This is a genomic window from Fimbriimonadaceae bacterium (genome assembly GCA_019454125.1).
Taxonomy (GTDB): Bacteria; Armatimonadota; Fimbriimonadia; order Fimbriimonadales; family Fimbriimonadaceae; genus JALHNM01.
In genome coordinates this window covers 1,555,469-1,576,275 of record CP075365.1, presented here as the reverse complement: position 1 = coordinate 1,576,275, position 20,807 = coordinate 1,555,469, and the positions used below count along the sequence as shown (strand labels likewise).

Annotated in this window: 17 protein-coding genes; 10 read left to right on the top strand and 7 right to left on the bottom strand. The window is 64.1% G+C overall.

Annotation, left to right across the window (positions count from 1 at the left end; translation table 11 throughout):
• Positions 1–248: 248 nt before the first annotated feature.
• Positions 249–734 (bottom strand): transcription elongation factor GreA, encoded by a 486-nt coding sequence (gene greA, locus KF733_07800; GenBank protein ID QYK54908.1) that lies wholly within the window; start codon positions 732–734, stop codon positions 249–251.
• A 122-nt stretch (positions 735–856) separates the two neighbouring features.
• Between greA and KF733_07795 the strand changes: the two genes are divergently transcribed.
• Positions 857–3,049 carry a hypothetical protein gene (locus KF733_07795; protein QYK54907.1) on the top strand — a complete coding sequence of 731 codons (2,193 nt, stop codon included), beginning with the start codon at positions 857–859 and terminating at the stop codon, positions 3,047–3,049.
• A gap of 68 nt (positions 3,050–3,117) precedes the next feature.
• On the opposite strand, the gene KF733_07790 is transcribed toward KF733_07795, so the two are convergent.
• The gene (locus KF733_07790) at positions 3,118–4,794 is read right to left on the bottom strand and encodes a PQQ-like beta-propeller repeat protein (GenBank protein ID QYK54906.1); all 1,677 of its coding nucleotides are present in this window, start codon (positions 4,792–4,794) and stop codon (positions 3,118–3,120) included.
• A gap of 85 nt (positions 4,795–4,879) precedes the next feature.
• Between KF733_07790 and KF733_07785 the strand changes: the two genes are divergently transcribed.
• The gene (locus tag KF733_07785) at positions 4,880–5,863 is read left to right on the top strand and encodes a sugar phosphate isomerase/epimerase (protein ID QYK54905.1); all 984 of its coding nucleotides are present in this window, start codon (positions 4,880–4,882) and stop codon (positions 5,861–5,863) included.
• Between the two features lie 93 nt (positions 5,864–5,956).
• A complete protein-coding gene (gene secD, locus KF733_07780) occupies positions 5,957–8,512 on the top strand; it encodes a protein translocase subunit SecD (GenBank protein QYK54904.1) in 2,556 nt (851 codons plus the stop codon).
• A 3-nt stretch (positions 8,513–8,515) separates the two neighbouring features.
• On the opposite strand, the gene trpE is transcribed toward secD, so the two are convergent.
• Positions 8,516–9,976, bottom strand: coding sequence for an anthranilate synthase component I (gene trpE, locus KF733_07775; GenBank protein QYK54903.1), 1,461 nt, complete (start codon positions 9,974–9,976; stop codon positions 8,516–8,518).
• Positions 9,977–9,987: 11 nt separating this feature from the next.
• Here trpE and KF733_07770 point away from each other — a divergent pair, with 11 nt between their 5' ends.
• From KF733_07770 to KF733_07755, 4 genes are all read left to right on the top strand, one after another.
• Positions 9,988–10,656: a YggS family pyridoxal phosphate-dependent enzyme gene (locus KF733_07770; GenBank protein QYK54902.1), complete on the top strand. Its 669-nt coding sequence runs from the start codon at positions 9,988–9,990 to the stop codon at positions 10,654–10,656.
• Between the two features lie 24 nt (positions 10,657–10,680).
• Entirely contained in the window at positions 10,681–11,079 is a 399-nt protein-coding gene (locus KF733_07765) for a cell division protein SepF (GenBank protein ID QYK54901.1), read from the top strand.
• Positions 11,080–11,173: 94 nt separating this feature from the next.
• Complete coding sequence (gene leuD, locus KF733_07760) at positions 11,174–11,779, top strand: 3-isopropylmalate dehydratase small subunit (GenBank protein ID QYK54900.1); 606 nt, start codon at positions 11,174–11,176, stop codon at positions 11,777–11,779.
• A 41-nt stretch (positions 11,780–11,820) separates the two neighbouring features.
• Positions 11,821–12,426 carry a DUF192 domain-containing protein gene (locus tag KF733_07755; GenBank protein QYK54899.1) on the top strand — a complete coding sequence of 202 codons (606 nt, stop codon included), beginning with the start codon at positions 11,821–11,823 and terminating at the stop codon, positions 12,424–12,426.
• Positions 12,427–12,454: 28 nt separating this feature from the next.
• On the opposite strand, the gene lysS is transcribed toward KF733_07755, so the two are convergent.
• From lysS to KF733_07740, 3 genes are all read right to left on the bottom strand, one after another.
• Entirely contained in the window at positions 12,455–13,975 is a 1,521-nt protein-coding gene (lysS, locus tag KF733_07750; protein ID QYK54898.1) for a lysine--tRNA ligase, read from the bottom strand.
• Between the two features lie 50 nt (positions 13,976–14,025).
• Positions 14,026–14,556, bottom strand: coding sequence for a fasciclin domain-containing protein (locus KF733_07745; GenBank protein ID QYK54897.1), 531 nt, complete (start codon positions 14,554–14,556; stop codon positions 14,026–14,028).
• A gap of 108 nt (positions 14,557–14,664) precedes the next feature.
• A complete protein-coding gene (locus tag KF733_07740; GenBank protein QYK54896.1) occupies positions 14,665–15,162 on the bottom strand; it encodes a fasciclin domain-containing protein in 498 nt (165 codons plus the stop codon).
• A 275-nt stretch (positions 15,163–15,437) separates the two neighbouring features.
• On the opposite strand from KF733_07740, the gene dnaK reads away from it, so the two are divergent.
• Complete coding sequence (dnaK, locus tag KF733_07735) at positions 15,438–17,348, top strand: molecular chaperone DnaK (GenBank protein ID QYK54895.1); 1,911 nt, start codon at positions 15,438–15,440, stop codon at positions 17,346–17,348.
• Between the two features lie 73 nt (positions 17,349–17,421).
• Here dnaK and KF733_07730 read toward each other — a convergent pair whose 3' ends face one another.
• A complete protein-coding gene (locus KF733_07730; protein QYK54894.1) occupies positions 17,422–18,060 on the bottom strand; it encodes an HAD family phosphatase in 639 nt (212 codons plus the stop codon).
• A 101-nt stretch (positions 18,061–18,161) separates the two neighbouring features.
• Here KF733_07730 and leuB point away from each other — a divergent pair, with 101 nt between their 5' ends.
• Positions 18,162–19,232 (top strand): 3-isopropylmalate dehydrogenase, encoded by a 1,071-nt coding sequence (leuB, locus tag KF733_07725; GenBank protein ID QYK54893.1) that lies wholly within the window; start codon positions 18,162–18,164, stop codon positions 19,230–19,232.
• Positions 19,233–19,255: 23 nt separating this feature from the next.
• Positions 19,256–20,641 (top strand): methylenetetrahydrofolate--tRNA-(uracil(54)-C(5))-methyltransferase (FADH(2)-oxidizing) TrmFO, encoded by a 1,386-nt coding sequence (gene trmFO / locus KF733_07720; GenBank protein QYK54892.1) that lies wholly within the window; start codon positions 19,256–19,258, stop codon positions 20,639–20,641.
• Positions 20,642–20,807: the final 166 nt, after the last annotated feature.

The following is a 20,807-nucleotide window of genomic DNA, read 5'->3' as shown; positions in this document are numbered from 1 at the left end:
AGGGGCCGGGGCTACTGGACTAACCAGGGAGACCGCGGTTCATGACGAACCTAGTCTCAGGACAGGGTCGCTAAAACCCCGCTCCTCCCTGGCGGCGTTTCGTACTACTCATTCTACGGCACCACCTCCTAGCGGTTAAGATTTGACGCGAAAACTGGTTCCGCGCCACAGATACCAACGGTCCGAACGGACAAAAGGTTTCCCTAGTCATGGGAGCCCGGCACAATTTTCAGGGGCCGGGAGAGCGCTCAGCCTGCGCTGGCGGGCTCGATCGCCAGGATCTTGTACTTCTGGGGGCCGGCAGGGGTCTCGAACTGGACTTCGGCCCCGACTGGGTGGCCGACCAGCGCCTCGCCCAGAGGCGAGGAGACCGAGATCAGATCGTTCGCAGGGTCTGCCTCGAAGGCGCCGACCAGCGTGAACTGGATCTCATCGCCCCATTCAAGGTCTTTGACCGTCACCTTCGAACCCATGTGGGCGACGTCTGAGTCGTGCTCGCCCGTATCGACCACCTTCGCGACCTGAAGCACGTGCTCGAGGTCGGCGATCCGCCCCTCCAGCCTCTTTTGGTTGAGCTTTGCCTCGTGGTACATTGCGTTCTCGCGCAGGTCCCCGTGGCTCTTGGCCTCGCGAATGTTGTCCGCGATCCGGGCGCGCTCGACCGACTTCAGCTCTTCCAGCTCTGCCTTCAACCGTTCGTAGCCTTCCCGGGAGAGGGTCACGTCGTTCGCCATCCCGCCATTCTGACACCGCCGCCCAGAGGAGCCTAAACCGCCGGGAACCTTCGACTCGACCAAGGGAAGACCAGGTGAACAATCAAACTTCTGGTTCGTACTTACCACTGGGGAACCTGCACATGACTCTCATTACCGCCTTCTTGTCCCTTGTCGCCCCTGCGCCCGAAGGGTTCACCGGTTCCATCGACGCCTTGCTGAAGGCGCACGGAGCCGAGTTCGGCAGTGAAGCCCGGACTGTCCCCGGGTTCGCCTCCGATGTGGTGATCATCCTCCCCACCGAGGACGTCGCCCGCAACCGTGAGTTGCTCGCGCAAGTCGTGGGAGCCCGATGGGTCAAGCAGACCGAAGGCACCTACCTCACCTTCGACACCGCGATCCAGCAAGCGGAAGCCGCCAAGGACTCCGCCGACCGCCTCGCCGCGATCCAGCGGGCCCTCGATCCCCAGGCCAATCCCGCGAACACGGACGAGCAGGACGAAAATTTCCGGCGCGGCCCCCAAGGCGGCCCCGGCTCCCCGGCGACGCTCGAACTCGTCAAGTTGATCGGCGCCCAGAACATCGCCGCGATCCCCGACGGAAAGCGCGTGGTCTTCAGCACGTCGCCCACCCAGATGCAGCGCCAGTTGAACCCGCAGGCGTTCAAGATCGCCCAGGGCATGATCGACGAGCAGACACGGCGGCTTGAGGCTGCCGCCGCAAGGCCCCAGACCGGCGAGCAGAACACCGGGAACGGTCGGCCGAGCCCGCTCGACCGCGCGACCACGCTAGCGAACGCGAAGATCGCGGACGTTTACTTGATCGTCAACGCCAGCGACTTCGGCATCCAGGTGCAGTCGGTCGCGATCGACGCCCAAGGCCAGGTGCTCGCCCGGGGCGGCGCCCAGTTGACCTCGGACTTCCAGCGCGTGCGGCCCCAGGCCCAGCAGGTTGCTTCCGGGACCCCGAGCACGGGCTTGAGGCTCGAGGGCGACGCCCTGAAGGCGGCCACCGCGATCGGCGGCCAGCGCGGGCAGCGCGGCCCTGGGGGGCCGGGCGGCCCAGGCGGACCGGGCGCGTTCGGCGCGGCAACGCCCCTCAACATGGCCGACTTCCCCAAGGAGCTACTGGACCCGAGCAAAAACGAGCCCCTGTCGCTTTTCGTGGGCCCGGCGCTGATCGAAGTCGCAAAGGCAAAAGGCAAGGCGCTTTTCGCCAACGTTCCGGACGATTCGTTCGGCCGGCTCGCCGGCATCGTCGCCGGCCAATTCACACCCGAGGCGGTGCTCAACAACCTGCGCAGCCAGGGCCTGACGGTGGAAGAGACCGATGACGCGATCCTGGTGAAACCCGTTTCCACCGCCAAGAACCGCGCGGCCCGCGTCGACCGCCTTGCCGTCGCGAAGCTCATGGGCGCTGTCCAGACAAAGGGGCAGCCGCGGCTCGCCGACCTCGCCGCTTATTCGCTCACTGCGCCGAGCGGCTTCTCGCGAAGCTCGCTGGACGTGATGTACCTGGCCCTGGTGAACCCGACGGCGGCCATGTCCGTCGCCCAAGTCTACGGCCCGGACCGTGACGCCCTCCAAGTCCTCGGCAAGCTTTCTGCCCCCCAGCTCGGCCAGCTTCGATCGGGAAGGCCCCTTACGGTGGGCAGTCTCGGCGGGTGGGCGACCGGGCTGACCGCCAAGGCCGTTTATGACTCCTTCGACGGTCCGCGGGTGGTGGTCCAGACTCAGGGCCAGACCGCGGCTACAGACGCCGTCGGTGCCCGCGCCCAGGGCCGGTTCCAAGGCAGAGGCGGCATGGGAGGCCCCGGAGGACGCTTCGGCCGAGCGAACGACATGCGCACAGAGCGGACCGAGATCCTGCCGAACGGCGTGCCGACCAACGCAACGTTGTCGCTGATCGTCCAAGAACAGCCGATCGTCATGGCGAAAGCGGGCGGCGAAAGCGTCCCACGCGCTTATGACGCCCGAAGCCTGGGCTTCGCCCAAGCGCTTGCCGCGAACCCCGTCCAAGGACAGCAGTCCCCGCCTCGGCTCGACGCCTACCAGCCCGCCACGCGGAACGAGTACAGGTTCGTCTGGACACTCGCGCAGGGCGTGACCCTCGAGCGCAGCCTCTCCGAGGTCGTCGTCGACGCAAAGGCGAGCTTTGTCGGCTACGACTCCTTGCCGGAGAGCTTCCGGAACGAAGTCGATTCGTACTCAAAGATGGCTGGCGAGAGGATCCAGCAGAGGACGGAGCAGAGGAACAACGGTGCGGCGTCAAACGACCGTCGCGACCGGCGCGGGCCCGGCCAGCGCGGTGGGCGCGGCGGAGCTATCAACCCGTAAGCCGCCGCAACGCCAAAGCAAAGAACCGGCCCGGCAGAAGCGCCGGGCCGTTCTCATTTGGGCCGCCCTTACCGGATGCGCCACGCAAGGCGGTCGTAGAACGCCCGGAACGCGTTGGCCTGCGTCGGGCCCGTCTTTCGGAACTGGACGCGGGCGGCGATCCGCCTCGTCCCTGCCTCGATATAAGGCGCCGGGTTCGCGACCGGAACGGTCACGACGGTGTCGACGGCGGTTGCCGCCCTGCTGTCCAGGAGCACAAAGCGCCCCTGAGACCAATCGTAGAGCAAGGTTTCCTGGAGGAGACCGGTCGTCGAGACGCGGGTCTCGAGAGTGAACTCAAAGGACGAGGGGCTGGCGCTCGGCGAGACCGAGCGGACGTCCACGGCGATCGGGGCCTCCTGCAAGTTCAGCACGGGGCCGTTCCGAACGGTCAGATAAGTGTCGTCGCTACGCAACAGCTCCTGGAGGCCGCCCGACTCCAAGGCCCCGCGAAAGATCTGGAACTCGCTTGGAAGCGTGTCCTGCGGGTCGCGATAAGCGCGGATGTTCGTCCCAGTTCCGCAGACGATGAGCGTGCCATCGGCACAGATGACCGGCCCGCCGAGGTTCACGTTCGGGACCGCTGCGGTCCAGCGCAGGCTCAGGTCTGGGTTGAACGAGTACACCGCCCCTTGGCTAAAGCCTCCGTTCGTGAAGAAGACACGGCCGGCCGCATCGACCGCGATCCGGGGCTGGAAGAAGTCGGTGTTGATGGCGGGCGAAGCCGAGAGAACCGCCCCGGAAGTCGGGTCCAGGCGGACGATGGTCGGCGGGTTCGACCGGGCATAGGCATAAATCGACCCGTCCGGGCCGACCGCGTGGCTTGCGAAAGGGGCATAGCCCATCGGGAACCGCCACTTCTCGAGGAAGTCAGAGCCCGTGTCCTGGAAGGCGACCAGGAAGTCGGTCACGGGGTTGTTCTGCGTCCGGGGAGCGTAGACGGTTCCGTCTCGGCCCACAAAGAGGCCGACCTGTTGGACGATGCCCCCGACGATCCCGGGCGAGCGGAAGCGGATCGTGCCGTTGGCCAGGTCCAGCGCCACGACTCTCGGGCCTTGGGCACCGGCTTCCCACGTATAGCCCCGGTTGCCGAAGACGGCCACGCTGGACCCGTCGCTGGTCGGCGAGGCCCGATTTATCGTCCAGGCGGTCGTCCCATCGCTCGCGCGGATCCGCTTCACGTTTGTGAAGTTTCCTGCGATGATGTCGTCGTCCGGCGTAAAGGAAAGGCTCTCGGTCGATGACTCGTCGACGAGGTCCGCAGACCTCCAGATGACGCTCCCGTCGCTGATGCGCAGGGCATAGAGGGGCGAACCGTTCGTGTTCCCCGCGCGAGTGGCGTAGACGACCCCGTTCCGGACGGCGCTGACCTTGTTCCTCCAGTCGGTCGCGGCGTTGTCGACGGGGAGGCTCTTCTGCCAGAGCTGGGTCCCGTCGCTGACCCGGTAGCAACAGATCGCGGTGCCCTGGAGCACGTCGTTCAGGTTGAAAATTCGCGCGACGACGAAGTTGTCCCCTTCCGCCACTCCCTGCTGGGCTATGACGGCGGAGAGGCCGCCCGTCCAGACGAGGTTCGGAGCGGTCGGCCCGTCCACCGCCGACAGCCCGTTCCGGGACGGATTGCCGCCGACGGCGACCGGCCAATCGGCCAGCTGCGCCCAGGCGACCGAAGAGGCCAGCAAGACAAGTGAAACCAAGATCCTCACGGTGCGATTCTACAGGCCCGGCTGGACAGTTTGGGCAGTTTCTTTTGCCAGGTCTTGGGGGCCGCCTCCCGGGTATATCGGTGCGGTGAAGATCGGGCTGTTCCTTGCGCTGTTCGGCGACCGCGGGTTGCCAGAGGCCCTCGACGCGGCGAAGGCGGCAGGCGTCCAGGCGGTGGAGATCGGGGCCGGCGCCTATCCCGGCTCGTCGCACCTCGACGCGGGCAGGCTGCTGAACGACGAGGAAGCGCGACGAGTCTGGCTCGATGAAATCGCCTCCCGAGGGCTCGCACTCAGCGCCATCAGCGTGCACGGCAACCCGCTTCACCCCGACCGAGGGATCGCCCAAGCCCACCACGATGCCTTCCGGACTGCGGTCCAGCTCGCCCCCCTCCTCGGCATCGACCGTGTGAACGGGTTTAGCGGCTGTCCCGGCGACGGCCCGGACGCAAAGAACCCGAACTGGGTGACTTGTGCCTGGCCCGACGAGTTTCGCGACATCCTCGATTGGCAGTGGCGGGAAGCGGTCGTGCCCTACTGGCGCGACCAAGCCGCCTTCCTTTCCGAGCACAGGGTGCGGTTCTGCATCGAGATGCACCCCGGTTTTGTGGTCTATTCCAACGAGACCCTGCTCCGGCTGCGCCGCGAGGTCGGCGAGCACGGCAAGTGGATCGGAGCGAACTTCGACCCCTCGCACCTTTGGTGGCAGGGCATCGACCCCCTGGTCGCGGCCCGGGAGCTCGGCCTCGCCGGCGCCCTCTTCCACGTGCACGCGAAGGACACCCGGGTCGAGCCCGCCAACGCCCTTAGGAACGGGAACCTCGACACGAAGTCGTACGGCGACGTCCTGAACCGGTCGTGGGTCTTCAGGAGCGTGGGCTATGGCCACGGAGTGGACTGGTGGCGGGAGTTCGTCACCGTGCTGCGCACGGTCGGTTACGACGACGTCCTGAGCATCGAGCACGAGGACAGCCTGATGTCGACCGGCGAGGGCCTTGCGAAAGCGGTGGACACCTTGCGGCAAGCGGTGGTCTCGGAAGCCTCCGGGCCGATGTTCTGGGCTCGGGACTGAACTGGGCCCGCAAACGGGCCTTGGACGCAAGTTTAGCTTTGCGTCGGTATACTCGCCTTTCGCCTAAATTGGGCGAACTTTGGAGACCCTTCGTTGCAGTCGCGCGGCGCCCTCTTCCTACTCGTTGTCCTCGTCCTAGCAGTCGCCTCAGGCTTCGTCCTAGCTACCCAAAAGGTCAGCTACGGTCTCGACGTCAAAGGCGGTGTCCGCTTTACGTACCAGATGGACACTTCCGAGATCTCCGCCGAACAAAAAGGGCGGCTCGGTGAACTCCAATCGAAGATGAAGACGATCCTCACCAATCGTGCCTCGGGCGCGATCGGTGTCTCTGAGCCGAGCGTTTCGGCCAAGGGTCAAGACCAGTTCATCATCGAGCTCCCCGGCTTTACGAACGAGGACGAGGCCCGTTCGATCCTTAGCAACACGGCGAAGGTCGTCTGCTATTGGGCCAAGACGGTCTCCACCGAGGACGCCCCGAACCGCCGGTATAAGGAAGCGGGCGACAAGGTGATCAATGACGTCACCTATGTGACGTTCGGCCGCCGCGCTGGCGATGAGGTGTTCGGCCCGGGCGACCCCGCCTATGTCGACATGATCAAGACATGGGAGGTGATCCTGGAAGGCGAAGACGTCGCCAACGCCCAGGCCCAGGTCAACGGCAGCCGGACACAGCCCTACTTCACCTTCAGCTCGTCCGGTGCCAGGAAGCTCGAGGCGTGGAGCCGCAAGTACATGAACCGGGGCGAGAAGATCGCCTTCGTCCTGGACAACAAGGTTCTGAGCATCGCCCCTGTCAAAGACGGGACGATCCTCAGCGACAACGCCTTTATCGACGGCGACTTCCCTCCGCGCTACGTCCAGCAGCTCACGGAGCTGATCCGCGCCGGCTCCCTGCCGGTTCCGCTTATAGAGCTTGAGAGCCAAAAGGTCGATCCGACCATTGGCGTCCAGGCCCTGAACGAGATGGTCACGGCGGGCCTCATCTCGCTGGCCGTCATCTGTATCTTCCTGATCGTCTACTACGCCTTCCCTGGCGCGGTCGCCGCGGCCGCGATGATCCTCTACGGGGTCATCACGCTGGCCGTCCTCATCCTCACCAAAGCGACCTTCTCCCTCGCCGCGATCGCCGCGTTCATCCTTTCGACGGGCATGGCGGTCGACGCGAACATCCTGGTGTTCGAGCGGTTGAAGGAGGAAATCCGCAACGGCCGCGAACTGATGCGGGCGATCGAGATCGCGTTCAAGCGCGCTCTCTCGTCCATCATCGACTCGAACATCGCGACCATCATCACGTGTCTGGTCTTGTTCTACTTCGGTACCGGGCAGGTGAAAGGCTTCGCGAGCACCCTCGCGATCGGCGTCGCCCTGTCCTTCTTCACCGCCTTCGTGGTGACCCGGGCGATGATCCAAGGCCTCGTGAGCCTCGGGATCGGAACGAACCTGAAGCATTACGCCCTGAACCGCAACTGGTTCGGCGAGAAGATCGAGCGGGAAGCCGAGACGAAGCCGCTTAAGGTCGTCCAGAACAGCAAGCGGTTCTTCCTCATTTCGGCCGCGCTCATTCTGCCCGGCCTCATCGCCCTGGCCGCTGGCGGCATCAAGCCGAACGTCGAGTTCCAAGGCGGCTTCGAGGCCTCGTACTTCCTGCCCGAGGGCAAAAGCGCGGAGCAGATCCGCCAAGGCCTCTCCACGCTGGGCGTCAAGAACGTGAACGTCAAGTTCGCGGACTCCTCCAAGGGCCGCGTGGTCTACCTGACCATTCCTCCGACGGAAGGGCTCTCCGCCTCCGACCCGACGGCCAAGGAGAGAATCGCCCAGGCGGCCGGGCTCTCGACCGAGGGAAGCAGCTTCTACGCGGTCGGCCCGCAGGTCTCAAGGGAGACGGTCAGCAACGCGATCTCTGGCGTCCTCGTCGCCTCCCTGCTGATCATGGTCTACCTGGCGATTCGATTCGGCAGTTCGGTCGGCGGGTTCAAGAACGGCGTCAAGTTCGGCCTCTCCGCCGTGATCGCGCTCCTTCACGACGTTCTGTTCGTGGTGGGCACAGCCGCGATCGTCGGTTTCGCCTTGGGTTGGGAGATCAGCGCCCTCTTCATCACGGCGATGCTGACCGTCATCGGCTTCTCCGTCCACGACACCATTATCATCTTCGACCGCATCCGGGAGAACCTGCGCAAGCCCCACAAGGGCTGGACCTTCGAGCACCTCTGTAACGTCTCGGTGAGCCAGACGCTGGCCCGGTCCATCAACACCAGCGCCTCCGCGCTGATCCCGCTGCTGATCCTGCTCTTCATCGGAACGCCGACCCCTGAGCTCAAGTTCATGGTCCTCACCATGTTCCTGGGCATCGCGATCGGCACCTACTCCTCGATCTTGAACGCCACACCGATCCTCTACCTTTGGAACGAGGCGACGATCAAGGCGAAGGGAGAGAGCGCGGGCCTCATGGCCGAGGCGACGCGAGAGAACAAGCTGCAGGCCCAGATCGCAGCCGGAGTCGCGCCCAGCACGGCCGCGGCCCCGCTTCAACCGGCACAGGCACCGCGCGAGGCCACTCCGCCCGCTGGCGGCGGCGCTTATGGCCAGATTAAGAGGCGCTCTGGCGTCGTCGACAAGTCGACCCAGATCCTTGACGACGACGAGGACTGACCCTCAGACGAGATTGCCGGATTGGCCGCGCTCTAGCGCGGCCAGCGAGGCCCTCGCTTTGTTCACACACTCGTCGTACTCCCTTTCCGCGATGGAGTCGTAGACAATGCCCGCACCAGCCTGCACGTGTGCGGTGCCGTCCTTGATGAGGATTGTGCGGATGGCAATGGCAAGGTCCATGTGGCCACCCGCCGAAAAGTAGCCGGCCGCCCCCGCATAGAGCCCGCGCCGGGTCGGTTCCAATTCTTCGATGATCTGCATGGCGCGCACCTTTGGCGCGCCGCTCACCGTGCCCGCCGGGAAAACGGCGCGCACCAAGTCGACCGCGTCCAGGCCACTGCTCAAAGTGCCCGTCACGTTGCTGACGATGTGCATGACATGGCTATACCGCTCGATCACCATAAGTTGGTCGACATCGACACTTCCGATATCACAAACTTTGCCGAGGTCGTTACGCCCTAGATCGACGAGCATCACGTGCTCGGCACGCTCCTTCTCGTCTGCAAGGAGTTCGGTGGCCAGGCGCGCGTCTTCGGCCTCGCTTTCTCCGCGCGGACGCGTCCCCGCAATCGGCCGGACCCTTGCGACTCCGTCCTCCAGGCCGACGAGGGATTCCGGCGATGCACCTACGATATCGAAGTCACCAAACCTCATAAGAAACATATAGGGTGAAGGGTTCAAGGACCGCAACGCTCGGTAAACCGATATCGGCTGCGCTTCGATCTTTGTGCTAAACCTTAAGGAAGGCACGACCTGGATGCAGTCGCCCGCTTCTATGTACTGCACGATTCGGCGCACTGCGCCCTCGTAGTCTTCCCGCGTGCGGTTCTGGACGACTTCGTTCGGCGCCTGGCCCTCGTGTGGGAGGGGCGGAAGCGGGCCCTCAAGAAGCGCTCGGATCCTGGCGATCTCCTTGATCGCAATCTGATAACCCTGCTCAGTTCCATCCGCCAGAAAAACGATACGGATGCGGTTCTTGGCGTGGTCGAACACCACGACGCAATCGACAAGCATCATCGCGACGAGGTCGATGTCCAGGTCGTCGGTCGCACTCTGCGGCAATCGCTCGATGGATCGCACATAGTCGTAGCCGATAAATCCGACGGCGCCACCAATAAGTTTCGGCATCGCCCCGAGCCCGAAGAGCTCGACTTCTGGAATTTCGCCCCGAAGCCAACCCAACGGGTCTTCCTTTTCATCAAGCGGCCTTTCACCCGCGAAACTCTTGACCTTTCCACCTTTCACGCGGACGACGTCACGCGGGCGGACGCCAATGATGCTGTAACGTCCAAGCTGCTCGCCGCCCGTTACACTTTCCAGCAGAAAGCTGTGGGTTTCTCCCTGGGCAAGCTTCCAATAGGCGCCGACCGGCGTCTCGACATCGGCCAGAAGATCGATCCAAACCGGGACCCGCAACCCCGCAAGCGCCCGACGACGATACTCTTCTGGACTCGGGTTGACCACCGGAGCGAATTATGGTCGAAGAGGGACGGTTCGAGGAGATCCGGGAACGGCTCGCAGCGGTCGAAGCGCGCGTGGCCGATGCGTGCCGCACGGCTGGCCGCCCTCGGGACTCCGTGACTTTAGTGGCCGTCACCAAGACCGTCAGCGCGGAGGATATTAGCGTTGCCTATGCGCTAGGCCTCCGCGATTTTGGCGAGAGCCGGCTTCAAGAGGCGCTCACAAAGATCGACCGGCTGCCTGCGGACGTGCGGTGGCATTTCATTGGCCGCCTTCAGTCCAACAAGGCGAAGAAAGTCGGCCAGGTTTTCACCGCGGTCCATACGCTGGAAAACGAGTCGCAACTCCGAGAATTGGCGAAAAGTGGACGCACAATCGACGGTCTTATCGAAGTCAATGTAGGTCGCGAGGAGCAAAAAGCGGGTGTTTTGCCTGAAACTCTTGACAGGATGGTCCAGCGTCTTCTAGAATGCAAGGACGTTCGTTATCGTGGCCTAATGACTATCGGTCCTTTGGCAGACGATGCTGAGCAAAGCCGTAAGGTGTTCCGCGAATTGGCGCGGTTGGGCAGGAGCCACAACGCTGAATGGCTGAGCATGGGAATGAGCGCGGATCTTCACGTGGCGATCCAAGAGGGAGCCACCCACGTGAGAGTCGGGTCCGCGATCTTTGGCGAACGGTAGCGACCAAGGAAGGACAAAGGAATCATGGAAGAAACTATTGAAAGGCCCGGCCTTTTCACGCGGCTGTTCGCTTTCGCACGACGCGAGGAAGAAGAATTCGAGGACATTGAGGCCCCGACCGGCAACACGTTCCGGGTCCACACGACCCACCGCTACTCCATCACCGTGCGCCGGCAGATCGTCTCGTTCCAGGACGCGGTCGCCGCGGCCGACGGCATCAAGCGCGGCGAGCAACAGGTCTTGAACCTGGCGATGGCCTCCACCGAGCTCCGTGAGAAGATCAAGGACTTTATGTGCGGGGTCAACTATGCGGCCGAGGGGACTTGGGAGGAGATCGGCGAGAACGTCTACCTGCTCGCTCCCGCCATGGCGAACGTCGAGGTCGCCCCGCCTTCCCCCCGGATGCAAGCCCAAAGGAATTGAACCTCTCTTAGCAAGGCCCCGTCGCGATGACCGGCAATGAGGGCGGTCGCGCACGGGGCTAAATTGTCGTGCCCGCCTCAAGTAAAATCGGCGTGTGCAGGCTTTCCTCAGCCACACGGGGCGCTTGGCGGTCTATGACGCCGACCAGGTGGATACAGACCGGATCATCCCCGCGCGCTTCCTCAGCCGAGTCGAGCGGTCGGGATATGGCGAGCTCCTCTTTAAGGATGTCCGCGGATCTGACTTCCCCCTCGACCACCCCGCAGCGGCAGGCGCCACGATCCTGGTCACGGGTACCAATTTCGGCTGCGGATCCAGCCGCGAGCACGCGGTCTGGGCGATCCAGCAAGCGGGGTTTAAGGCCGTGGTGGCGCGCAAGGATTCGGATTCCGCCGGGTTCAGCGACATCTTTCGCAGCAACGCGGGCAACTGCGGGCTGTGCCTGGTGGAGCTCGACCCTGCTTCCCACGCCCAGCTGGTGGCGGCCGGTTCCGGCGCTGAGGCGACGGTCGACCTCCAGGCTCGCGAGGTCCGACTCGCCGGCCAGTCCTTCCCCTTCTCGATGAACGAAACGACACGGCAACAGCTGATGGCCGGGCTCGACCTGATCGGGACCACCCTCGTCCACGGCGGGGCGATCGACCAGTTCGAGCAGCGTTGGGACTCATTTGCACCGGCATCCCGTGCCGTTTCACCCTGATGGTCGTCAGAATCAAAGACCGGATGTCCAGGAGCAGAACCATGGCCCCCATTCTTTTTGCCGCCGCTCTCTTCGCCGTCGGATGCACGAACCAGGAGCAGGCCACTTCGGCCGCGCCTTCCCCCCAGTATAAGATCGTGACCCCAACCCCCGAGCTGGACAAAAACCCGGCTCCCGAACAGCAGGAGGCCGCCTCGGCCGGCGCCGGTCAGGACGAGAAGCAGCACCGCCATGTTGAGGACCGCCTCTTCCAGCTGGACGACCTCGCGGTCGCGAAGGTGAAGGTCAAGGACCAGACCTTCAACCTCTGGGTGATGGACACGAGCCGCAAGCGCGAAGAGGGAATGATGTTTCTTAAGGACAGCGACTACAAGGCGGACGAAGGCATGATCTTCGTGTTCCTGCAGGAGCAACCGCTGCGCTTCTGGATGCAGAACACTTTGGTGGACTTGGACATCGCCTACATCGACAAGAACGGCAAGATGCTAAACGGATACACGATGAAGGCGCTCGACACGACCACCGACTACTCCTCAAAAGGGGCCGGTAAGTACGTGATCGAGCTCAAACCGGGCACGCTCAAGAAGTACGGCATCCAGGCCGGCGACAAGTGGATCATCCCGGCGACCGTCGTCGCGCAAAACTGATTGCCGAATTAGCATCAAGAGAAAGGCGCTAATCCTCCACCGGTTTCATCATCGGGAAGAGTAAGACTTCGCGCACATGGTCGCACCCGGTGAGGAGCATGACCATGCGGTCGATCCCGATGCCGCAGCCGCCGGTGGGGGGCATTCCCCCTTCCAGCGCGTAAAGGAACTCTTCGTCCATGGGGTGGGCCTCGTCGTCCCCGCGGGCGCGCTCGCGGACCTGCGCCTCGAACCGCTCGCGCTGGTCAATCGGGTCGTTGATCTCGCTGAACGCGTTGCAGATCTCGCGCCCGAGCACGTACCCCTCGAACCGCCGCGTGAACCCGGGCCGGGCCGGATCCTTCTTCGCGAGGGGCGAAGTCTCGATCGGGTATCCGACCACGAACGTTGGTTCGATCAAGGTCGGTTCGACGAAGACTTCGAGCAGCTTTTCGATCAACCCGCCAAGGTGGGCCTCCTCGCCGACATGGATCCGCTTCCCCGTCGCGGGATTGACGATCTCCCGTTCTCCGAGCGCCTTCTTGGCGTACTCTAGAGAGGAAAGATCGGCCGGCGTCAGGCCCGCATGCTTCTCAATCTCCTCCAGCAACTGCACCCGCCGCCAGGGCTTGGTGAAGTCCGGGCCGCCCGCCTCGGGGTCGATGCCGATCTGGCTTGTCACGAACGAGAACAGGTCTTCGACCGTGGCCATCACGTCCTCCAGGTTCGCGTACGCCTCGTACCATTCGAGCAGCGTGAACTCCGGGTTGTGGCGGTTGCTCACGCCCTCATTTCGGAAGACGCGGCCGAGTTCGAAGACCTTCGGCACGTCACCGCAGATGATCCGCTTCAGATACAGTTCGAGCGAGATGCGGAGCTTGACGTCGATGTCGTACGCGTTGAAGTGCGTGTTGAAGGTGCGCGCGGCTGCGCCGCCCGCCTCGAGCTGAAGCATCGGCGTCTCGACTTCGATGAAGTCGCGCGATTCGAAGAACCGCCTTACGGCCGAGACGATCCGGGACCGCACGAGCAGAACCTGCCGGGCGTCCGCGTTGCACACCAAGTCCAGGTGCCGGTGGCGGTACCGCTCTTCAACATCGCTTAAGCCATACCACTGCTGGCCGTCCTTCTCCTTCCCCAGCGGCAAGACCTGCAGCGACTTGGAAAGTGGCGCCATCTCGCGAACGTGGATCGAGGCTTCGCCCGTCCGCGTGCGGAAAAGATAGCCCTTCACGCCGACGTGGTCCCCGATATCGAGGAGCTGGAACGCTTGCCAGGCGTCTTCGCCAAGGTCGTCCTTCTTGAAATAGCCCTGGATCTTCTCGTCCCCGTCGCTCAGGTGAGCGAAGGCCGCCTTGCCCATCACGCGCATGGAGACGAGCCGTCCGGCAAAACAGACGTCCGTCTTTTGGGCGACGTCTTCCGCCTCTCCCCCGAGCTCTTCGAACCGCTCCTGGAGACCTTTTGCCGTGTCGGTCCGCTCCCACCGTTCGATCCTGAACGGGTCAAAGCCAAGCTCGCGCAATCGCGCGAGCTTTTCCAAGCGGAGTGAGCGGATATCTTCGGCCAAAGTCGCCTGATGATATCCGCTCGCTTGCTTTCAGTTACTAGGTCAGAGAGCTACCCGCCGCCACCGTCCGCGCCCGTGGTGGGGATCGGGGGCGTCAGAACGGTGTCAATGATGTGGATCGTGCCGTTCCCGACCCGAATGTTAGTCGTGGTCGCGATGGCCTTGCCGTTCACGAGCATCCTGCCATCCTTCATCACCGCGTGGAGCTTCGGACCGGTGGGGCCGATCAGAGTCTCCATTTCCCGGTTGGCGCCAAGGGTGGACGAGTCCACCGAGCTTGGCACCCCGTGGTACAAGAGGAGCCGGCGCAGTCCCTCCCGGTCATTACGCAAGGCGTTAAGCTTCCCCGCTTCGAGCCGCTCGAAGGCGTCGTTGCTGGGAACGAACAGGGTGTAGGGGCCTGCACTCGTGAGCTGCTGGAGCAACCCCGCGTCCTCGACAAGCTTGCCAAACGTCGAAACTTCGTGCGTGCGGGCGATGTATTGAGCCAGCGTGCCGTCGTTCGTCTCCTCTTGGGCCATCACGTTCGCGGCGACCAAAACGAGTGCGCCGCTGAGCACCGATCTTCGGAGGTTCCTCATGCCGGACTTTTACGAACGAGGCCATAAGCGGCGTGCAAAAAGTCGGGCCGCCCCGATCTCAAACGTGTGAAATCGGGGCGGCCACCACCATCATCGCTCGAAGCCGGTTTACTTCTTCGGCGGGATGAGGACGCTGTCGATCACGTGGATCACGCCGTTCGTGGCCATGACGTCCGTCTTCACGACGCGGGTCTTGTCGTTGATGAAGACCTTGCCGTTCTTCACCGTGAACTTCAGCGTCGCGCCGCCACCCAGCGCCGTGCCGGCAGACTTGGTCTTCACGACCTGGTCGGCAGTCACCTTGCCCGGCACCACATGGTAGAGGAGCACGTTCTTCAGAAGCTGCTTGTCGTTCTTGACCGCCTCGAGGGTGGCCTTCGGCAGCTTCTTGAAGGCTTCATTGGTCGGGGCAAAGACAGTGAACGGGCCCTTGCCCTTGAGCGTCTCGACGAGGCCGGCCTCCTTGACCAGGCTCACGAGCGTCGAGAAATCGTGGTTCCCTGCGGCGGTGTCGACAATGTCCTTGTTCGGGGCCATCGCGGTGGCACTCATCGAGATGGCGGCGACGGCGAGTAAGGTCGCCCCGAGCTTGTTGAAGCTAGTCATTTTTCTCCGTTTAACCGGGCGGTCGCCCGTCACGGCACACTACGGGGGGCCGCTAATGAATGTTCCAAGTCCTATCAGTAATCGGTGATATGGCCCTTACGGCCCAGTCGGTCATCGTGACTTCCGCCCGTTTCCAGGGGCAGCGGTCCCGCCCAGCCCACCCTCGCGACTGTCATCGGCCCCTCTCCTGGAACCCATCTGGTATCATCCGCGTTAGAACATGAGCGTGTAGCGCTCAAGTCAACTGAGCCTAAGGCTAACGAACTAGGAAGATTATGGGAAGAGTCGTCGGAATCGATTTGGGCACCACGAACAGCGTCGTCGCCGTGATGGAAGGGGGCGAACCGAAGGTCATCGCCACCGCCGAGGGCACGCGGACGCTTCCAAGCGTGGTCGCCTTCAAGACGAACGGGGAGCGGCTTGTCGGCGTCACTGCCAAGCGCCAGGCCGTCACGAACCCCGGCAACACCGTGGCGAGCATCAAGCGCTTTATGGGCCACAGCCTCAGCGAGGTCGCGGAAGAGGCCAAGCGCGTGAGCTACAAGGTCGTCCAGGGCAAGAACGGCCAAGTTGCCGTCCACATCCCTGCGGTCGAGAAGGACTTCACGCCGGAGGAGATCTCGGCGATGATCCTCCAGAAGCTGAAGACGGACGCCGAGGCGTACCTCGGGGAGCCGGTTGACCAGGCGGTCATCACCGTCCCGGCGTACTTTAACGACAGCCAGCGCACCGCGACCAAGAACGCGGGCGAGATCGCGGGCCTGAAGGTGCTCCGCATCATCAACGAGCCGACCGCGGCGAGCCTGGCCTATGGCCTGGACAAAAAGACGAACGAGTGCATCCTGGTCTTCGACCTGGGCGGCGGCACGTTCGACGTTTCGATCCTGGACGTGGGCGACGGCGTCTTCGAAGTGAAGTCCACCGCCGGCGACAGCCACCTGGGCGGTGACGACTTCGACCAGAAGATCGTCGACTATGCCGCCACCGAGTTCATGAAGCAGCACGGCGTGGACTTGCGGAAGGACACCAAGGCCCTTCAGCGACTGCGCGAGGCGGCGGAGAAGGCCAAGATCGAGCTCTCCAGCCAGGTGACGACGGACGTCAACCTGCCCTTCATCACGGCCATCGAGAACGAGCCGGTGCACCTGGAGATGAACCTGAGCCGCGCCAAGTTCGAGGAGCTTTGCAGCGACCTCCTGGCACGCGTCGAGAACCCGGTGAAGCAGGCCCTGGCCGACGCCAAAGTCGACATCGGCAAGATCGACGAGGTGATCCTCGTCGGCGGTTCGACCCGCATGCCCATGGTGCAAGACCTGGTCAAGCGGATGATCAACAAGGATCCGCACAAGGGCGTGAACCCGGACGAAGTGGTCGCAGTCGGCGCGGCGATCCAAGCCGGCGTCCTCGGCGGCGACGTCCGAGACGTCGTCCTCTTGGACGTGACCCCGTTGAGCCTCGGTGTCGAGACCCAGGGCGGGGTCATGGACAAGCTCATCGACCGCAACACGACGATCCCGACCAAGAAGAGCCGGTCGTACACGACCGCGGTCGACAGCCAGACCGAGGTCACGATCCACATCTTGCAGGGCGAGCGCCCGATGGCCAACCAGAACAAGAGCCTCGGGCAGTTCAACCTGAGCGGCATCCCTCCCGCCCCGGCCCGTGTGCCACAGATCGAGGTCACGTTCGACATCGACGCGAACGGCATCCTCCACGTGAGCGCGCAGGACAAGGCCACCGGCAACCAGCAGAAGATCACGATCACCGGCAGCGGCAACCTCGGAAAGGAGGAGATCGAGCGCATGGTGAAGGAAGCCGAGCAGAACGCCCAGATCGACCAGCGCGTTCGCGACGCTGCCGAGACCAAGAACGAGGCCGACCGCCTCAGCGCCACCGTCGAGAAATCGATGCGCGACCTCGGCGACAAGGTGAGCGACGCCGACCGCCAACGCATCCAGGAGAAGCTCGACGCGGTGAAGCAAGCCAAGGAGCGGGACGACTTCGACGGCCTCAAGACCGCCCTCCAAGAGCTCGAGACGGAGAGCCACGCCCTTTCGCAGAAGCTCTACGAATCGGCGAACACGGGACAGCCGGGCGCCGAGGAGAAGGTCGAAGCGGGGGTCGGAGCCGGTGCCAAAGGCAGCGGCGAAGAAGTGATCGACGCCGAGTTCAAGGAAGAAAAGTAAGGCCGCGAGGTCTCGCCTCTTCCCTCACCTGCCAGGGGCAACTCGCCCCTGGCAATTTCTGTTCCTAGGTTCCTCAGTTTGCCGAAGCGGGACTTCCGGTGAGGCACTCGTCTAGCGAGCGCACGACCCGGTGTGCCCCCGTCAAGTGGCCGAGGCCGTCGCGGTCGACACCGATCACGCGGCACCCCGCCCCCGCCGCGCTGGCCACTCCGTTCACGGAGTCTTCGAAGGCAAGGCAGTCGCTACGCCAAGCCCCGATGAGTTCTGCCGCCTGGGCGTAGGGGGTCGGGTCGGGCTTGCCCTTCGAAACGTCGTCCGCGGTGACGACCGCCTCAACTTTCTCCCCGATGAGGGGAAAGCGCTCCAGGACCGCCCGCACGTACCAACCCATGGACGATGTGACGAGCGCGGCAGGGCCCTCGATCCGCTCGAGCAGCCGCTCCGCATCGGGAAAGAGCGTCACATCGTGCCGCACGTGGTCGATCATCAAGGGCGCGTAGGCCTCGACGAAGGCGGCCGGAGAGAGGGCGACGCGGTGCTTCTCCTCGACTCGAGCGAGCCAGTCCACCAGGGGAGTCCCGGTGTAGCCTTCCATCTCCTCGAAGGTCATGGGGACGCCCATTTTTTGCAGCACGTCGACTTCCACCCGCTTATAGTAGGGCTCGGAATCGATGAGTGTCCCGTCGAGGTCGAGGAGGTAGGCAGTCGGCATCGGTTCACTCGGCGAACGCGCCGCATGTTACCGGCTGGCAGTCCGGGCCGAGAACCACGGGGCGAAGCCGGGACGCGCGCGTCACTGCCATAATCGGCCCTATGCCCCACAAGGTCGCGGTGCTGCCGGGCGACGGCATCGGCCCAGAAGTCATCGACGAAGCCGTCAAGGTCCTGCGGGCAGGACACGCGGATTACGAGTTCGAGTACGCGCTGCTCGGAGGCGCAGCCTACGACGAGACCGGTCACCCCCTGCCCCAAGCCACGCTCGACCTCTGCAAAGCCTCGGACGCGGCCCTCATGGGCGCGGTGGGCGGTCCCAAGTGGGACAAGATCGACCCGCCTTCCCTGCGGCCGGAGATCGGCGCCCTCCTCCCCCTCCGCCGCGAGCTGAACCTTTACGCGAACCTGCGGCCCGCAAAGACCCTAAGGGCCCTCGTCCACGCGTCGCCGCTGAAAGAAGGCCGCAGCATGATGGACCTGGTGGTCGTGCGCGAGCTCACCGGCGGGATCTATTTCGGCGAGCCGCGCATCCGCTCGGAGGACAACACGAAGGCGGTGGACACCTGCGTCTACCACCGCTACGAGGTCGAGCGCATCACCCAGACTGCGTTCGAGATCGCCCGCGCGCGCAAGCGGCAGATCGTGAGCGTGGACAAGGCCAACGTCCTTGAGACCAGCCGCCTCTGGCGCGAAGTGGTGGACGAGTACGCCGCGAAGAACCCGGACGTCAGCGTCAGCCACATGCTCGTTGACAACTGCTCGATGCAGCTCATCCGCGACCCGGGCCAGTTCGACGTGATCCTCACAGAGAACATGTTCGGCGACATTCTTTCGGACGAGGCTTCGATGATCACGGGTTCGCTCGGGCTGCTGCCCAGCGCGAGCCTCGGCGCTCCGAAGGGAGACCGCGTCTTCGGTCTCTATGAGCCCGTCCACGGTTCCGCACCGGACATTGCCGGCCAGGGCCGCGCAAACCCCCTGGCCGCGATCCTCAGCGCCGCGATGATGTGCCGCTATTCCTTCGGGGACGCCGCCTTGGCCGACCGGATCGAGGCCGCGGTCGAGTCTGCGCTGGCCGAGGGCTTGCGAACGGCCGACATCTTCGAGAAGGACACGCGACTGGTGAGCACGAGCGAGATGGGCGACGCGGTCGTCGCAAAGATGCTCTGAGCGAAGGGGATCACAATAGGGGCGTGGTAACGATCGTCGGGGCAGGCTTCGCAGGGGTCGAAGCCGCCTGGGCCTGCGCCGAGCGCGGGGTGGCGGTCCGACTTTACGAAATGCGGCCGCAAGCGACCACGCCCGCACACACCACGCCGTGGTTCGCCGAGCTCGTTTGCTCGAACAGCCTGAAGTCAAAGGCACCGGACTCCCCGGCCGGGCAGCTGAAGACAGAGATGGCGGCCCTTGGCTCGCTCGTCTTGACCAAGGCCGCCGAGCATGCGGTCCCTGGCGGGCAGGCCCTCGCCGTCGACCGCGAGAAGTTCTCGCGAGCGGTGACCGAGGCGATCGAGGCACACCCTCTCATCGAGGTCGTGCGCGAGGAATGGCGGCCCCCCTCCCTAACCCTCGCCCCAAGCGGAGTCCTCGTCTTGGCCACGGGCCCGCTCTCGACCGACCACGTATCCCAGTGGTTGGCGGAGAGGACCGGCCGGCGGCACCTTCATTTCTACGACGCGGTCAGCCCGACCGTGGACGCGGCCACGCTCGACCGAGACGTCGTCTTCGCGCAAAGCCGGTACGACAAAGGCGAAGGCGACGACTACCTCAACTGCCCGTTCGACAAGGACCAGTACACCGCGTTCGTGCGGGCGCTCGTGGCAGCCGAGCGGGTGCCCCTGCACGCCTTCGAGGCGGGAGGGAACCGCACCGCTCCTACCGGGCAAGAACCTTCACCGGCAGACCAAGAGGGGGCATTCATCGAGAAGGTGAAGTACTTCGCGGGGTGCATGCCCATCGAAGTCATCGCGGAGAAAGGAGAGCGATCGCTTGCGTTCGGCAACTTCAAACCGGTCGGTCTCACCGACCCGCGCACAGGACGACGGCCGTACGCCGCGCTGCAGCTACGGCCGGAGAACCGCGAGAAGACCCTTTACTCGCTCGTGGCCTGCCAAAACCGCCTCCGCTTTGGGGAGCAAAAGCGCGTCTTCCAGATGGTGCCGGGGCTGGAAAACGCCGAGTTCGTCCGCTATGGCGTGATCCACCGGAACACCTACATTGACGCGCCCCGCGTCCTGACTCCCTGGCTGGAGCTGCGCGAGACCCCTGGGGTCCTCGTCACGGGGCAGCTCACCGGGGTCGAGGGCTACGTAGAAAGCGCCGCGATGGGCATTTGGGCAGGTCTGGTCGCGTCCGCCCGGGCAAAAGGACAGGAAGTTGAGCCTCCGCCCCGCGCCACAGCTTTGGGTTCGCTGCTGGCGCACCTGCAGGACACGACCGAGCGCGACTTCGCGCCGATGAACATCAACTGGGGCCTCTTCCCCGAGCTTGAGCCACAAGTCAAGGACAAAGCAAGTCGTCGAGCCCTTAAGGTGCGACTGGCCCGGGATGCCGCACAAGCATGGATGGCAGTGCCCTAACTGGCATTTGGTTCAACACCGGCGGCAACGGGAACCGGCCTGGCGGGTTCCAAGTCGCAACACGCCAGCCCGATACCTATAGGAAAGATTCTTCTATCACGCACTTTTACTGGGACACTTATGCTGGGAGGCCGGACCAGGAAAGAGATGCGCTTTTCAGTTTGCT

Coding starts and splice junctions, on each gene's coding strand:
- KF733_07770 (QYK54902.1), top strand. CDS start 9,988: ATGGTCGAAGAGGGACGGTTCGAGGAGATCCGGGAACGGCTCGCAGCG.
- KF733_07730 (QYK54894.1), bottom strand. CDS start 18,060: ATGCCGACTGCCTACCTCCTCGACCTCGACGGGACACTCATCGATTCC.
- KF733_07765 (QYK54901.1), top strand. CDS start 10,681: ATGGAAGAAACTATTGAAAGGCCCGGCCTTTTCACGCGGCTGTTCGCT.
- KF733_07745 (QYK54897.1), bottom strand. CDS start 14,556: ATGAGGAACCTCCGAAGATCGGTGCTCAGCGGCGCACTCGTTTTGGTC.
- KF733_07795 (QYK54907.1), top strand. CDS start 857: ATGACTCTCATTACCGCCTTCTTGTCCCTTGTCGCCCCTGCGCCCGAA.
- dnaK (QYK54895.1), top strand. CDS start 15,438: ATGGGAAGAGTCGTCGGAATCGATTTGGGCACCACGAACAGCGTCGTC.
- leuB (QYK54893.1), top strand. CDS start 18,162: ATGCCCCACAAGGTCGCGGTGCTGCCGGGCGACGGCATCGGCCCAGAA.
- greA (QYK54908.1), bottom strand. CDS start 734: ATGGCGAACGACGTGACCCTCTCCCGGGAAGGCTACGAACGGTTGAAG.
- KF733_07755 (QYK54899.1), top strand. CDS start 11,821: ATGGCCCCCATTCTTTTTGCCGCCGCTCTCTTCGCCGTCGGATGCACG.
- KF733_07740 (QYK54896.1), bottom strand. CDS start 15,162: ATGACTAGCTTCAACAAGCTCGGGGCGACCTTACTCGCCGTCGCCGCC.